This window comes from Providencia sp. PROV122, from assembly GCF_028482365.1.
In the GTDB taxonomy this organism is placed as follows: Bacteria; Pseudomonadota; Gammaproteobacteria; order Enterobacterales; family Enterobacteriaceae; genus Providencia; species Providencia stuartii.
Genome location: NZ_JAMPQI010000009.1, coordinates 141,745 through 156,569 on the forward strand (window position 1 = coordinate 141,745; position 14,825 = coordinate 156,569).

Below are 14,825 nucleotides of genomic sequence, written 5' to 3' on the forward strand. Positions count from 1 at the left end.
CATTTATACCGTCGCGCCCTGAGTTTAAACCATCAATATTTATTAACTCAAAAATCACTTCGGACTAAGTATTATCCGAGTATAGAAGCGATAGTTTTATTTAACAATGGCGAAAAATGTCACTTTAGCCAGAAAAGTAGAATTTGAAAGTAAATATACAGAATTGGAATGTCAAATAAAGAGTGGATGATTTTAAAAAGACGACTTAATTAGGTTTTTTATTCCAAATCAGCCACTACAGAGTAGTGGCTGATAGCAAAATTAGTTATTGAGGCTGATATTCTGCATTTTTCCGTGATGATTCAGTGCAATCTTTTGTATTTTGAACAAAATAACCAATAATCATTGGTAATATTGTTATTGCCATGACACCTGTTGTGGATAGTAGCGGATCAAAAGGTAATGCGGAAACTAATATACTGGCGACAAAACACAATCCCAGTTGTAAGGTATTTTGCAATGCGGCAGCTTTACCACTTGCCTGAGGGTAGGCATTCAGAGCTTTTGAAACTGCAATTGGGTAAGAAGCACCGTTCATTGCTGCCATAAAACAAAAGGGGATTAAGATCATGGTTAGGCTTGGTGTGGTATAAATTGCCATTACAAACAGAATTGACATACTCACAGCATAGCCGATCAATAATAATGGAAATAAGATTTCAGCACGGACTTTGATTAATAAAAAACGACATCCATAACCACCAATAATAAAGGCAAGAGTTTGAGGAATATAACTCAGACCAATATCTGCTGGGTCAAAACCCATATTTCTTAAAATAAAAGGTGACCCCGTTAACCAAGCAAAGAAACCGGCACTACAGGATGCGTAAACCAAAACGTTACCACTGTATATACGTGAGCTGAGTAATTTTAAAAATGAAACGGACTCTTTTCCTGATGTACTACTAATGATCTCTTTTGGGGCAACATTTTTTAATAAAAATGTCGGAAGTAATAATAAAACCCCAACGGCCATTAAAACAACAAAGATAATTTCCCAATCATAATGCTCAAGCACCCATGCACCCAATAAAGGCGCCAAAGCAGGAGAAAGAGCAACTAGGGGCATAATGGTCGCAAACACTTTTTGCGTACTAGAGGAGTCATAACGGTCGATAACTAGTGCTTGCCAAAGAACGGCTGCACTACAGACGCCAATTGCCTGTAAAAAACGTAAGATAAGCAGTTGTGTTGCACTGGTGACCCATAACATCCCTAAACAACTTAAAATAAAGAGTGACAAACCGGCAATGAGGATCGGTTTACGACCTAGCTTATCCGATAAAGGCCCCCATAGCAGTTGAGCAAGGGCAAATCCCCCTAAGAAGATACTTAGAGAAGCACTAATTGCGCCTTCAGAAGTATTTAATGCAGTTTGCATTGACCCAAATGCGGGAAGATACATATCAATAGCTAAGAACCCTAGCATACTCAACCCAGCAAGGTAGAACATAAAGCTTGGGGAGTGTTTTGTCGCTGTATTTGTCATGGCAGATTACTTATCTAAAATTTACAAAATTGTTAATAGATACCCTATTGTATAGGTTGTATTTTTACATTGTGAAACGGTAATATTTGGAATGTGCTATCAAAATTTTTGAAAGGTATCGTTATGTGGTCAGCTCATTCCTTAGAAGTGATTGATGCAGTTGCAAGAACTGGGAGTTTTAGTGGTGCAGCAGAGGAGCTTCACCGAGTGCCTTCTGCGATTAGCTATACGGTCAAGCAAGTCGAGGAATGGCTTGCAGTACCGATATTTGAGCGCCGTCACCGCGATGTTGTTTTAACAGAGGCTGGGGAAATATTTATCAAGCAAAGTCGATCTGTTATCAAAAAAATGACACAGACACGCCACCAGTGTCAGCAAGCCGCAAATGGCTGGCGAGGGCAGTTTAGTATTGCGGTTGACTGCATAGTGAAACCTCAACGAACGGAGCAATTGATCCTCGATTTCTATCGCCACTTCCCAGACATTGAGTTGTATATCCATCCTGAAGTTTTTAACGGTGTTTGGGATGCGCTTGCGGATGGGCGTGTCGATGTGGCTATTGGTGCAACACGCGCCTCACCGATCGGCGAACGCTATAGTTTTCGCGATATGGGGTTTATGTCATGGTTATGTGTTGCCAGTCCTAACCACCCATTAGCGCAGTTAAAGGGAGGATTAACGGATGACCAAATGCGTGAATACCCAAGTCTATGCCTTGAAGATACATCAAGGAACCTACCCAAACGCGATACATGGGCACTAGATAACCAGCGGCGTTTAGTCGTGCCATTTTGGGAAAATGGAATGGCGTGTTTAGTGAATGGGTTATGTGTTGGGATGGTACCTGAACACCGCGGAGCGCCATTTTGTGAAGCTGGAAAGCTTGTGCCATTACAATTAACACAGCCGTTTCCGCCAAGCCCATGCTGTTTAACTTGGGTTGAAAAAAATACCTCACCGGCGTTGAGTTGGTTACTTGAATACTTAGGAGACAGTGAAACACTCAACGCCGAATGGCTAGCTCCTTAATTAGCGGCGGTAATCGATGAACGGACCATCAGCCACTGAGCGCCGTTCAACTAAACGTGGATGCACTTCGATTGTTTGTGCATCTTCACGTTTATTCACTATGCGATCTAGCAACATAGCGAATGCCATTTGGCCTAAGCGTTCTTTAGGTTGATGTATTGTGGTTAATGCAGGGGTGAAATAACGTGCATTGCGCACATTATCATAACCTATAATGGAAATATCTTGAGGAACCCGTAGCCCCATTTCGTCAGCGGCACAAATGGCGCCCATCGCCATGATGTCACCACCACAGAATACGGCAGTGGGTTTTTGCTTATTACTCAAAATTTGCATCATGGCTTTATAGCCTGACTCAGGTTCAAAGTCGCCTTGAACAATCCATTCGTCACGTAAAGTGACCTTCGCCTCTTCCATGGCCTTTTTAAAGCCAGTGAGCCGCCCAATCCCTGTATTTCTTTCCAAAGAGCCGGGGATCACCGCAATATCGCGATGGCCTCGGTCAATTAAGTAACGACCCGCGAGATAGCCGCCATGGAATGAATTATCAATGATACTGTCAGTAAAGTCACCGCGTGATGTTCCCCAATCCATAACGACCATTGGGATGTTACGGTAATCTTCTAACATATTGATTAGTTTATCAGGATATTCAGAACACATGACGAGTAGGCCATCGACACGTTTTTGTGCCAGCATCTGTAAATAAGCTTGTTGTTTACCTAAGTTATTATGCGAATTACATAAAATTAGAGTATAGCCTTTCTCATAACAACTGTTTTCAACAGACTCAATGACCTCAGCAAAATAAGGTGCCTCACTCGATGTCGCGAGCAAGCCGATGGATTTTGTATGATTAACTTTCAAACTACGAGCAACGGCACTCGGCGAATAATTGAGTTCTTTTATTGCAGCCCAAACAGCAGCCTTAGTATCATCGGCTACAAAGCGTGTTTTGTTAATTACATGGGATACGGTTGTGGTGGAGACGCCAGCGCGCTTCGCCACATCTTTAATCGTTGCCATGGGGAAAAAAAACTCCTGACCAATAAGCGGTCTTGTCATGAATTCTTATTAAAAATTACCAGCATATTGAGGCATAGTACCTTAACTGGCAATAATTTAGCGATTTGTTATCGATTTTGTCTGATCTAGCGCAAAAACAAAAGAAATAATTGATGTTATAACCTGTGATATAGACACTGGTTTTTATAAATCGTCATGTCATACTTATTTAACCATGTTAAAGTTATGGTTATGTTGCTGGTTAACTGTTCGTTTGATGAGAGGAACTCATGGATACAGATTTTAAATTTGGATTATTAGCAGCGTTAGGTTCTTTGGCTGTGATCATTGCTTTTGCAGTACATATTTTCTAATTTTGCCTTTTAAATAAAGGTAGAATGAATAAGGGCGAGTGAATACTCGCCCTTATTGTTAGTGATAAAAATCAATTAAGCTAGATTTTCTTCAACAAATTTCCAATTAACCAGCGCCCAGAAGTTCTCTAAATACTTAGGACGTGCATTGCGGTAGTCAATATAGTAGGCGTGCTCCCAAATATCGACAGTAAGAAGAGGTTTGTCATCACCAGAGATAGGGGTGCCAGCGTTAGAGGTATTTACAATCGCTAAGCTGCCATCAGTTTTTTTAACTAACCAAGTCCAACCAGCACCAAAGTTTTTGGTTGCTGCATCAGTGAACTGCTGTTTAAATTCAGCGAAAGAACCAAATGCTTTGTTAATCGCTTCTGCGACTTTACCTGTTGGTTCCCCGCCAGCGTTTGGCGCTAAGCAGTTCCAGTAGAAAGTGTGATTCCAAACTTGTGCCGCATTGTTAAAAATACCAGCATCTGAGGTTTTAATGATCTCTTCCAGTGATTTACCTTCGAAAGCAGTACCTTTGACTAAGTTATTCAGGTTAACAACATAGGTATTATGGTGTTTACCATAATGGTACTCGAGTGTTTCTTCCGAGATATAAGGTTCTAGAGCATTCTTAGCATAAGGTAGAGCGGGTAGTTCAAAAGACATTGCGTACTCCTTGTTTAGGTGTAAAACAACACATATGGGTGTAGTGCTCATAAAGTTGAGCGAATATTTTTATAGCCATGATCATGCTGTTAATGTGCATAAACTGAACATTTATGCGGCATGAACTATTATTTAATATATTAATAATAGCACGATATGGCTGCCTGATTGTAGGCTTAGTCATTATAGGGTTATCTTAACAAATCTTACTGATAAATACACCGTAAAATCATAGGGATATTATTTTATCAGCAGAGTTTCACCGTAACTGTAAACGGGGATATGAACGTATGGCTTTTCAATAGCGGGTGGATGACTAACGTGTAGTTAGCTCATAACTGCTGTGGCTCTCCTGATTGTTCCCTAATACCAAATAAATTTGTGAGATAGGCTGATAGTTCAGTGAGACTGTTATTCGTTGGTTTTTTATCATCGCGGGAGAGTATGGTAGGAAAAGAGTGATACAGAGCAGGGAGCGTGCTAGGTAGTAGATTTATTTGACTTGAATCATAAATAAGTCACAATACAAGCAAACCAAAGGAGGGGCTTAACACCCCTCTTTTTCATTCGTAATCGCAGCTTAACTCATTGATGTATTAAGAGTGAAATGTAGTATTATGTAGTATGTTTTTTGTTCTGTATTTTTTATCTTATTGAAAAACAAAAAATATACTAATTATATTAATGTTAAGGAAGTAAAAATGACGACAATTGAAAGAATCGAACGCCAGATTAAAGAAAACCCAATCCTGCTGTATATGAAAGGCTCTCCTAAGCTTCCTAGCTGCGGTTTTTCTGCTCAGGCAGTTCAAGCGTTATCTGCTTGTGGTGAACGTTTCGCTTATGTCGATATCCTGCAAAATCCAGATATCCGTGCAGAGCTACCAAAATACGCAAATTGGCCAACATTTCCCCAATTATGGGTTGACGGTGAATTAGTAGGTGGTTGTGATATCATCATGGAAATGTATCAGCGTGGTGAATTACAGTCACTGATTAAAGAAACAGCAGACAAGTACCGTCCTGCTGATGAGACGAAAGCTGAGTAATCTCGTCATTAATGTATCTAAAAAGACCGTATTAAGCGTTTAGACTAATACGGTCTTTCTATTTCGGAAACGGCTATTTTTTACTCTTGCTCCGCCGGTGGCCATCCACCGAGCTTTTTCCACTTATTAACTAACTCACAAAAAAGAAGAGCAGTGCGGTTTGTATCATACAAAGCGCCGTGAGCCTGCTTACCGTCGAAAGGGATCCCTGCTGCGACACAGGCCTTAGCTAAAATCGTTTGCCCAAAAACAAGGCCACTTAATGCAGCGGTATCAAAAGTCGCAAAAGGGTGGAAAGGGTTACGTTTTAAACCCGCACGTTCAGCGGCATTCATGACAAAGCTGTGGTCGAATGTGGCGTTGTGAGCCACAATGATAGCTCGATTACAATCGGTCGCTTTCATCCCTTTTCGTACCATTTTAAAAATGGCATGCAGTGCTTCATACTCACTAACAGCACCACGTAAAGGGTTAGTTGGGTCAATCCCCGTAAAAGCTAACGCAGCGGGTTCTAAATTAGCCCCTTCAAAGGGTTCAACATGAAAATGAAGTGTTTCATCAGGCGATAACCAGCCATCTTTATCCATTTTGAGCGTGATGGCGGCAATTTCAAGTAGACCATCCGTTTTGGCATTAAACCCACCAGTTTCTACATCAATGACAACAGGGTAATAGCCCCTGAAGCGGCTAACCAGTGCGTTAGGATTATTTTTATCAGACATTAGGCTTTCATTTTAGGTTTCCGGTTGTTGGTTATTATGCCAAAAACCGAAAAGTTTTGCAGATAAACTCACACTAGGCAGCATATGAACTGCCTAGTGACTTAAGAATCGAAATGAATTAATTACCGAGGCCTTTGCTAGCACTTTTGTTCTCAATTAGCTCGATTTTGTACCCATCAGGGTCTTCTACAAAAGCAATAATTGTACTACCACCTTTGACTGGGCCTGCTTCACGTGTCACATTTCCACCTGCACGGCGGATATCTTCACAGGTCTGAGCGACGTTATCGACACCGAGGGCAATATGGCCATAAGCTGTGCCTAATTCGTAACTATCAACCCCCCAGTTATAGGTGAGCTCAATTACGGCACCTTCACTTTCGTCACTGTAACCCACGAATGCCAATGAATATTTATACTCAGGGTTTTCACTGGTACGCAGTAGACGCATACCGAGAACCTTCGTGTAAAAATCAATTGAACGCTGCATATCCGTCACACGTAACATGGTATGTAGTAAGCGCATAAGAGAACTCCCTTGAATTAACTAAATGAAACTGAATCGTTTTAACGACTAATATAACGTACCTATTATCTTTAACACAATGAAATAGGTTTATTTATTGTACAAATAATAGATATAATCGTATTAGTGGAGTATATCATTAATTGGTGTTTTTAGTTAGGTGATATCAGTATGGCAGAGCAACTCGAGTTTTTTGAAATTCAAAGCCCTTGTCGTGGGATTTGCCAAGCCAATGAGCAAGGTTATTGCCGTGGTTGCTTTCGCTCTAGGGAAGAACGTTTCGGATGGTTAAAATTTACCGATAGCCAAAAGCGTAATATCTTACGTTTATGTCGCCAGCGCTATATTCGTTCAATAGCCGTCAAAACTCAGCAAGATGACTCACCTTCACCTCAACAAGAGCTTTTTTAATTGTTATCAACGCACTCATTCCCCATCAATCTTTTTAATTAAAGTTTTTTAACGACTATTCGTTGAAGCGTAATTAAATTGAAATGAAATTAATAAAACATAGTTAATTACTTCATATATCCTTCAATTAAATTTTAGTTATTCAAAATAATAATCAAATAAGGGCAAAGCTACCGAAAATGGCATGATTTTAAGATTAACTATATTTAATTGTTTTTAAAGGAGTAATCGGCAATTGTCTTTTTTATTGTTAATTGTAATTACTATAAGGGTTAAAATAGATAGATTCGAAAGAGGAGTAAGGCTATTCTTATTAACAAGATCATTGATAGTCTATGTGAGTAAATAAAACGATGTTTAATATATAAAATGAGTGGATTTAATGGGTGATTAAAATCACAAATCAAATGATTGACTATGACTATAAATAGGTATTTATCATGGTTTTTTCTAATAATTAGTTGTCATAGCAAGAAGGAGTGAATATATAATTTAAAGAATAATTTATGGGTTGTATATTTGTTGGGCAGAATAGTGTTATATAAGGAGGGAACATTGGAGTCACAAATAGGAGCCGATTTATCACGTGTTGTACGCATGTGGAGATCACTGATTGATCATCGTTTGAAACCACTTAAGCTAACGCAAACGCATTGGATTACGTTACATAATATTAGCCAGCTACCGCCGGAGCAGTCGCAAATTCAACTTGCAAAAGCGATTGGTATTGAGCAACCTTCATTAGTGAGAACGTTAGATCAGTTAGAGGAAAAAAAACTGATTTCTCGTCACACTTGTGCGAATGACCGTCGTGCAAAAAGAATAAAACTGACACCAGAGTCTGAGCCATTTATCAAAACAGTTGATGAGGTAATTGATAATACACGCAAAGAGATTTTAGGAAATATTACACAGGATGAACTGGGTCAGTTATCATTATTGTTACTGAAATTAGAGAAAAATATTTTACGATTACAAGGAGATTTATAATTAGTGAAATTATTAATGAGCTAAGTACATTATTAAACTTTAAATCATTATGACAAGATTAATTATCTATTTTATTGATAGAACTTTTCTTCTGATTTTTTCGCCTAATAAATTAGTATGAAACTAAATTATTGGCTTTATTTATTGTTTGATGATAAATCATTTTTATTTTAACTGATTTATAAGATAGAAGGGTGTTTAAAGTTTACTGCTGTTAACTTGAGTAGCAAGTGATACTTTTTAGATTAATTGTGTTTTGAGGAACAAATCAAACAGCGTAAAAATAATCATTGGAATTTAAGCAAACATTAATATTTGTCAGTTATTTACAGATGTTCAACGGTCTGTTGGTACTGCATAAGATGTCAAATCCAAAGTCCAATAAGGAAGTGAAACTGTAGATGTATGATGACTACACAACAATGGTTTAGGTAACCTTAAAATTAAGAAGATATGTTCACCGGTCAGAATTTTGCCGGTGAACATATACTAAGATTAACGTGGAGAAACAGTGACCGTGCCGCCACTATTTGCAATCATGACACGTTGGCCAGAACGGAAAACACTTGGATCTTGTTTTTGAACGACGACAATGTTTTTGCCGCTATCAAGACGGATCTCTAACTGTACACCTTGGCTTCTATTCAGCGCACCTTGGGCTTCTTGGCCTGCTAAACCACCCGCAATAGCCCCCGCAGCGGTTGCAAGCGTTTTACCAGAGCCGCCACCAATGGTGTTACCCAATAGGCCGCCTAGTACCGCACCACCAATTGCACCGATAACGTTTCCATCATCACCTGCTTGGATAGTAACAGGGCGAGCATTAAGCACAGTGCCGTAAGTCACAGTCTGTACTTGTTTCGCGTCTTTAGCTGAAATAGTATCACCAGAAAGTGTACTGGTATTGACACAGCCAGATAATACAGTGACTGCTACAACACCGACGAAAACTTTCTTAAGCATAATTACTCCTATGAGACTTGCTGTCTGTGGCACTAACATAGCATTGGATTGTTGTTTTAACCATAATCACAATATGAAGACGACCATTATGATGTAGGGCTAAAACGGGTATCAGACTACTGATTTTGTTTTAAACAAAGTGTAAACACTAGGTAAAATATCTCAAAGTAGGAAATATTTCATAAAGTAAGGCACACTTTGTTAAATGTTTCCATTAAATAAATTGACGATACAAATATCATTGTGTGTTAATTGCACAAAAATTGTTCTAATTACCCAATGACGACCCTTGTTTGCATTGATAAATACCTTAGCTTGTTAATTATACTATAACTTATAATTGGCTAGGTAGATATTCGAGCGCCCAAATAACCTTATTGTCGATATTTTAAACGTAAAATCGCTAGGATCCGTGTACTGACTTTTTTTCTGCGAGTCAGCCCGAGAAATTACAATGTGTGGTTGACAAACTCCCTCATCAAAGCACAATCTTTTGAAGCTTAAATTCACAAAGCGTTATGCAACCTAAAGGAACAATAATGATAAAGTCAGGTCGTTATATAGGGATTATGTCAGGAACCAGCTTAGATGGGGTTGATGTTGTTCTTGCAGCGATTAGCGATAAATTTGTTGCTGAGCAATTAAGCATTAGTGTTGCGTTTCCTGTGGAGCTAAAAAAAAGAATTCTTAATATTTGCCAAGGCCAAGAAACCACATTATCTGAAATAGGAAAAATTGACCGTGAATTAGGGTCACTTTATGCCGATGCTGTGAATCAATTATTGGCGAAAGCCGGCATTCCCGCAAAAGATATCATTGCAATTGGTTGTCATGGGCAAACCGTCTGGCATGAACCCGATGGCCCGCAACCTTTTACCACACAACTGGGCGATAACAATAGAGTTGCCGCATTAACAGGCATTACGACGGTGGGGGATTTTAGGCGTCGCGATATGGCCTATGGTGGACAGGGGGCTCCATTAGTACCTGCATTCCACTTGGCAGTATTAGGCCATGCAATAGAAAAAAGAATTATATTAAATATTGGTGGCATATCGAACATTACCGCTTTACTGCCGGGGGCTTATGTCAAAGGTTACGATACCGGGCCTGGTAATATGTTGATGGACACATGGATATGGCGTCATAAACAGTGTGCATACGATGAAAATGGTCATTGGGCGAGTACAGGTACGGTACATCAACCTTTGCTCAAGGCGATGTTACGTGATCCGTACTTCCGGCGGTCGGCACCAAAAAGCACAGGGCGTGAATATTTTAATATGCAATGGTTAGATAAGCACTTATCTGACTTTCCTGATATTTTGCCTCAAGATGTGCAAGCGACTTTATGTGAATTAACCGCCGCGTCAATTGCCGAGCAGATTTTACTGTGTGGCGGCTGTGAACGTTTAATTGTTTGTGGGGGGGGGCAAAAAATAGCTTTTTGATGCAGCGCCTAGCGGCTTTGCTTCCGGGGACAGAGGTGGGGCCAAGTGATAAATATGGTTTAAGCGGTGATGATATGGAAGCATTAGCTTTCGCATGGCTGGCTGCTCGAACTATGGCTAATTTGCCGGGGAATCTTGCATCCGTGACAGGCGCTGAACGTGAAACGGTGTTAGGTGCGATTTATCCCGCGAATATCGATGAAAAATAATTGCGTTAAGGAAATAAGTAAACGATGAATGACGCACAAAATTTAGAGTTAGCAGCATTACGCCGTGAATACACGAAAGGTGGTTTAAGGCGATCTGACTTAACGGCAGACCCACTAGATCTGTTTGAGAAGTGGTTAAAACAGGCCTGTGAAGCGAATTTAAGTGATCCTACTGCAATGTGTGTTGCGACTGTTGATGAAACAGGTCAGCCGTATCAACGTATTGTTTTGTTAAAGCACTTCGATGAAAAAGGGTTGGTCTTTTATACCAACATGGGGAGCCGAAAAGCGCAGCATTTAGGAAAAAACAATAAAGTCAGCTTACATTTCCCATGGTACCCACTTGAGCGCCAAGTGAGTTTTTTAGGGGTGGCAGAGCGTTTAAACCCTATTGAGGTCGTCAAGTATTTCCATAGTCGTCCAAAAGATAGCCAGATTGCGGCTTGGGCATCTCAGCAATCATCCAGAATTTCAGCGCGTAGCATTTTGGAAGGTAAATTTTTAGAACTAAAACAAAAGTTCCAAAATGGCGAAGTGCCACTACCGAGTTTTTGGGGTGGTTTCCGTGTGGTATTCAATAGTGTTGAGTTCTGGCAAGGGGGAGCCAACCGGTTACATGACCGTTTTATTTATCAGCGAGACGGGGATGGCTGGAAAATTGATAGATTAGCGCCGTAATTAAATGTTTTTTAGCTGGCACTTCACAGCTAGGCGCTTTATGCTATAGGTTCGTTTACGAAAACTGACAAGCGACACCTACGAGATTGGGTAATCACTCCCCAGCTCGAGGTCATTTTACTAAAAATAGATAGACAAAATTCAACTGATGGAGTCATTGATGTCTAGCAATAACCTGATTAAACAATTGCAAGAGCGGGGCCTCGTTGCCCAGGTAACGGATGAGGATGCGTTAGCAGAGAGACTGGCGCAAGGCCCTATCTCTCTCTATTGCGGCTTCGACCCTACCGCCGACAGCTTGCACTTGGGACATCTGGTTCCCTTGCTGTGTTTAAAACGATTCCAACTAGCCGGGCACAAGCCTGTGGCGTTGGTCGGTGGCGCGACGGGTCTGATTGGCGATCCGAGTTTTAAAGCCTCTGAGCGTAAATTAAATACCGCAGAGACCGTCCAAGAATGGGTAGAAAAAATCCGTAATCAAGTATCGCCTTTCCTAAGTTTTGATTGTGGCGATAACAGCGCTAAATTAGCCAACAACTACGATTGGTTTGGTAAAATGGATGTGCTGACTTTCTTACGTGATATTGGTAAACACTTTTCTGTTAACCAAATGATCAACAAAGAAGCGGTAAAACAACGCCTAAATCGTGATGATGTGGGGATCTCTTTCACTGAGTTTGCTTATAACCTGCTGCAAGGTTATGACTTCGCAAACCTCAATAAAGAGCATGGTGTTGAGTTACAAATTGGTGGTTCTGACCAGTGGGGTAACATTACTTCGGGTATTGATTTGACTCGCCGTTTAAATCAAAACCAAGTATTCGGTATGACTGTACCGTTAATCACCAAATCAGATGGTACTAAATTCGGTAAAACTGAAGGTGGTGCAGTCTGGCTTGATCCTAAGAAAACCAGTCCATACAAATTCTACCAATTCTGGATCAATACGGCTGATGCTGACGTCTATCGCTTCTTAAAATTCTTTACCTTCATGGAATTAAGCGAAATTGATGCACTTGAAGAAGAAGATAAAAACAGCGGTAAAGCGCCACGTGCACAATATGTTTTAGCTGAAAATGTAACTCGACTGGTACATGGTGAAGAAGGTTTAGCCGCGGCGCGTCGTATTACTGAAAGCCTTTTCTCTGGTGCAGTGTCTGATTTGACCGAAGCGGATTTTGAACAACTGGCTCAAGATGGTATGCCATGCATTACGCTTGAAAATGGTGCTGACTTACAGCAAGCGCTTGTTGATTCAGAGTTAACGCCTTCACGCGGACAGGCAAGAACAGCAATTAGTTCAAATGCGGTGGCAGTTAACGGTCAAAAACAGACCGATCCAATGTATGTGTTCAGTGATTCTGATCGCCTGTTTGGGCGTTTCACACTGATCCGTCGTGGTAAGAAAAACGACTGCTTAATCAACTGGAAATAACGCTGACGAACCTTTGTCCTACTAGCCCGAGAAGTTCTCGGGCTATTTGTATTCATCATATTTTTCAGATGGCATGATTGACTAAATATATTGAGTTACTGTGAACATACCTGTTTCTATGAACGTTAGTATTGCCTCATTGGTTGGTCACATCTATTTGGAATTATTTTGAATCTATATACGCAATGGTGAATCACTGATTTCGCTTCATTCGATTTAACAATTCCTTGGGTCTTCCATGAAAAGTGTTCTCTCAATTCAATCCCATGTTGTTTTCGGTCATGCAGGAAACAGTGCGGCTGTCTTTCCTATGTGCCGTATGGGCGTCGATGTATGGCCACTCAACACCGTACAATTTTCCAATCATACGCAGTACCCGCAATGGACGGGCACAGTTTTTCCCGCTCAACATTTAACAGAGATTGTTAGCGGCTTAGCTAAAATTCATAAATTAGACATTTGTGATGCCGTCTTAAGCGGTTATATCGGCTCTGCTGAGCAAGGCAATGATATTCTTGCGATTGTCAAACAAGTCAAAGCAGCAAATCCACAGGCGCTCTATTTTTGTGACCCGGTAATGGGGCATCCAGAGAAAGGATGTATCGTTGCTCCAGGAGTCGCTGAGTTTTTATGTCAACAAGCCTTACAAGCTAGTGACATCATCGCACCTAACCTACTTGAGTTAGAAACACTGTCAGGAAAAACCATTGCAACGGTAGAGCAAGCTGTGGAAGCAGCACGTCAATTATGTTGCAAAGGGCCTAAAATTGTTCTAGTCAAACATCTAAGTCGAGCGGGCTACAGAGCCGATCGTTTTGAAATGATTTTAGTCACCGCAGAGCATAGCTGGCATGTGAGCCGACCTTTGGTTGATTTTGGTGAAAAGCAGCCGGTAGGAGTGGGGGATCTGACGAGTGGTTTGATGCTGGTGAATTTATTAAAAGGTGAAAGTTTGCCTAAAGCTTTAGAGCATGTAGCTGCCGCTGTTTATGAGGTGATGTTACAAACCAAAGTAATGGGTGAGTATGAGCTTCAATTAGTTGCTGCGCAGGATAAGATGGTTACACCAGAACATAAATTCTGTGCAACCGCACTTGATTAAAGTGTGCAAACAAATAGAACAGGTAGCGCTCCATTATGGAGCGCTACAGTAAAATCAGATCAAACCTTCAGCAGCTAATGCTTCTTGGACTTTAGGGCGCTTAGCGACTTTGTCTCGATACTCTGTTAAATGTTTCAGATGAGTAATATCAACACCGACGATTTTTGCCCAGTTACTCACAGTAAATAAATAAGCATCAGCAACAGTAAAGCTGTCATCAGCAAAGAAGGCTTTTTTAGCCAGTACATCATCAACATATTGGAATTTTTTGATGAGTGTCGCTTTAGCCATCTCTTTATACTCATCAGGAGTGCCCGGCGTGAATAAAGGCGCAAAATTCTTATGTAGCTCAGTAGAAATAAAATTCAGAGCCTCCAATTGATGGTAGCGTTTCATCGTACCTGCTGGCGCGATTAGATTTCTATCTTGTTTTTGATCAGCGAGATACTGGACGATCACGGCTCCTTCAGTTAGCTGTTCGCCATCATCTAAGATTAAAGTAGGAACTTGCCCTTTCGGGTTGATAGCTAAGAAATCTTCGCCATTTTCGGTTTTCTTCTCTTTTAAATTGACACGCACAATGCTGAAATCCAGCCCTGTTTCGCGCAAGATAATGTGAGGGGAAAGGGAACAAGCACCGGGAGCATAATACAATTTCATCATAAAACTCCTAAATAGTTATATTGGCAATCAGCAGACTAATATCATCCATAGTATATCATGACGCATGAGAAAGCA

At 40.6% G+C, this 14,825-nt stretch carries 15 protein-coding genes and 1 pseudogene; 9 read left to right on the forward strand and 7 right to left on the reverse strand.

Annotated elements, in window-relative coordinates:
• Positions 1-265: 265 nt before the first annotated feature.
• Complete coding sequence (gene punC / locus PSE69_RS08020) at positions 266-1,489, reverse strand: purine nucleoside transporter PunC (protein ID WP_121875110.1); 1,224 nt, start codon at positions 1,487-1,489, stop codon at positions 266-268.
• 123 nt (positions 1,490-1,612) lie between these two features.
• Here punC and punR point away from each other — a divergent pair, with 123 nt between their 5' ends.
• Positions 1,613-2,518 (forward strand): DNA-binding transcriptional activator PunR, encoded by a 906-nt coding sequence (gene punR, locus PSE69_RS08025; protein WP_014658223.1) that lies wholly within the window; start codon positions 1,613-1,615, stop codon positions 2,516-2,518.
• On the opposite strand, the gene purR is transcribed toward punR, so the two are convergent.
• Positions 2,519-3,544, reverse strand: coding sequence for an HTH-type transcriptional repressor PurR (gene purR / locus PSE69_RS08030; RefSeq protein WP_014658224.1), 1,026 nt, complete (start codon positions 3,542-3,544; stop codon positions 2,519-2,521).
• A gap of 269 nt (positions 3,545-3,813) precedes the next feature.
• Here purR and cydH point away from each other — a divergent pair, with 269 nt between their 5' ends.
• Entirely contained in the window at positions 3,814-3,897 is an 84-nt protein-coding gene (gene cydH / locus PSE69_RS19860; RefSeq protein WP_101495216.1) for a cytochrome bd-I oxidase subunit CydH, read from the forward strand.
• A 75-nt stretch (positions 3,898-3,972) separates the two neighbouring features.
• Here cydH and sodB read toward each other — a convergent pair whose 3' ends face one another.
• Entirely contained in the window at positions 3,973-4,551 is a 579-nt protein-coding gene (gene sodB / locus PSE69_RS08035) for a superoxide dismutase [Fe] (protein ID WP_014658225.1), read from the reverse strand.
• 701 nt (positions 4,552-5,252) lie between these two features.
• Between sodB and PSE69_RS08040 the strand changes: the two genes are divergently transcribed.
• Positions 5,253-5,600, forward strand: a complete 348-nt coding sequence (locus tag PSE69_RS08040; RefSeq protein ID WP_014658226.1) for a Grx4 family monothiol glutaredoxin — start codon at positions 5,253-5,255, stop codon at positions 5,598-5,600.
• 80 nt (positions 5,601-5,680) lie between these two features.
• On the opposite strand, the gene rnt is transcribed toward PSE69_RS08040, so the two are convergent.
• Both rnt and gloA read right to left on the reverse strand, forming a co-directional pair.
• On the reverse strand, positions 5,681-6,322 hold the full coding sequence (gene rnt, locus PSE69_RS08045; RefSeq protein WP_004919199.1) for a ribonuclease T: 642 nt from the start codon (positions 6,320-6,322) through the stop codon (positions 5,681-5,683).
• A gap of 118 nt (positions 6,323-6,440) precedes the next feature.
• On the reverse strand, positions 6,441-6,848 hold the full coding sequence (gene gloA / locus PSE69_RS08050; protein WP_014658227.1) for a lactoylglutathione lyase: 408 nt from the start codon (positions 6,846-6,848) through the stop codon (positions 6,441-6,443).
• 171 nt (positions 6,849-7,019) lie between these two features.
• On the opposite strand from gloA, the gene PSE69_RS08055 reads away from it, so the two are divergent.
• Positions 7,020-7,259: a DUF1289 domain-containing protein gene (locus PSE69_RS08055; protein WP_004919204.1), complete on the forward strand. Its 240-nt coding sequence runs from the start codon at positions 7,020-7,022 to the stop codon at positions 7,257-7,259.
• Positions 7,260-7,814: 555 nt separating this feature from the next.
• The gene (gene slyA / locus PSE69_RS08060; protein WP_036940025.1) at positions 7,815-8,249 is read left to right on the forward strand and encodes a transcriptional regulator SlyA; all 435 of its coding nucleotides are present in this window, start codon (positions 7,815-7,817) and stop codon (positions 8,247-8,249) included.
• Positions 8,250-8,744: 495 nt separating this feature from the next.
• Here the strand turns inward: slyA and PSE69_RS08065 are convergent, their stop codons facing one another.
• On the reverse strand, positions 8,745-9,212 hold the full coding sequence (locus tag PSE69_RS08065) for a glycine zipper 2TM domain-containing protein (protein ID WP_014658229.1): 468 nt from the start codon (positions 9,210-9,212) through the stop codon (positions 8,745-8,747).
• Between the two features lie 542 nt (positions 9,213-9,754).
• Here PSE69_RS08065 and anmK point away from each other — a divergent pair.
• From anmK to pdxY, 4 genes and pseudogenes are all read left to right on the forward strand, one after another.
• Positions 9,755-10,872 (forward strand): annotated as a pseudogene (gene anmK, locus PSE69_RS08070) (anhydro-N-acetylmuramic acid kinase).
• 24 nt (positions 10,873-10,896) lie between these two features.
• Positions 10,897-11,550 carry a pyridoxamine 5'-phosphate oxidase gene (gene pdxH, locus PSE69_RS08075; RefSeq protein ID WP_004919212.1) on the forward strand — a complete coding sequence of 218 codons (654 nt, stop codon included), beginning with the start codon at positions 10,897-10,899 and terminating at the stop codon, positions 11,548-11,550.
• 160 nt (positions 11,551-11,710) lie between these two features.
• Positions 11,711-12,985, forward strand: coding sequence for a tyrosine--tRNA ligase (tyrS, locus tag PSE69_RS08080; RefSeq protein WP_004919214.1), 1,275 nt, complete (start codon positions 11,711-11,713; stop codon positions 12,983-12,985).
• A 238-nt stretch (positions 12,986-13,223) separates the two neighbouring features.
• A complete protein-coding gene (gene pdxY / locus PSE69_RS08085) occupies positions 13,224-14,087 on the forward strand; it encodes a pyridoxal kinase PdxY (protein ID WP_014658231.1) in 864 nt (287 codons plus the stop codon).
• Between the two features lie 54 nt (positions 14,088-14,141).
• Here pdxY and gstA read toward each other — a convergent pair whose 3' ends face one another.
• Positions 14,142-14,747 (reverse strand): glutathione transferase GstA, encoded by a 606-nt coding sequence (gene gstA, locus PSE69_RS08090; RefSeq protein ID WP_014658232.1) that lies wholly within the window; start codon positions 14,745-14,747, stop codon positions 14,142-14,144.
• Positions 14,748-14,825: the final 78 nt, after the last annotated feature.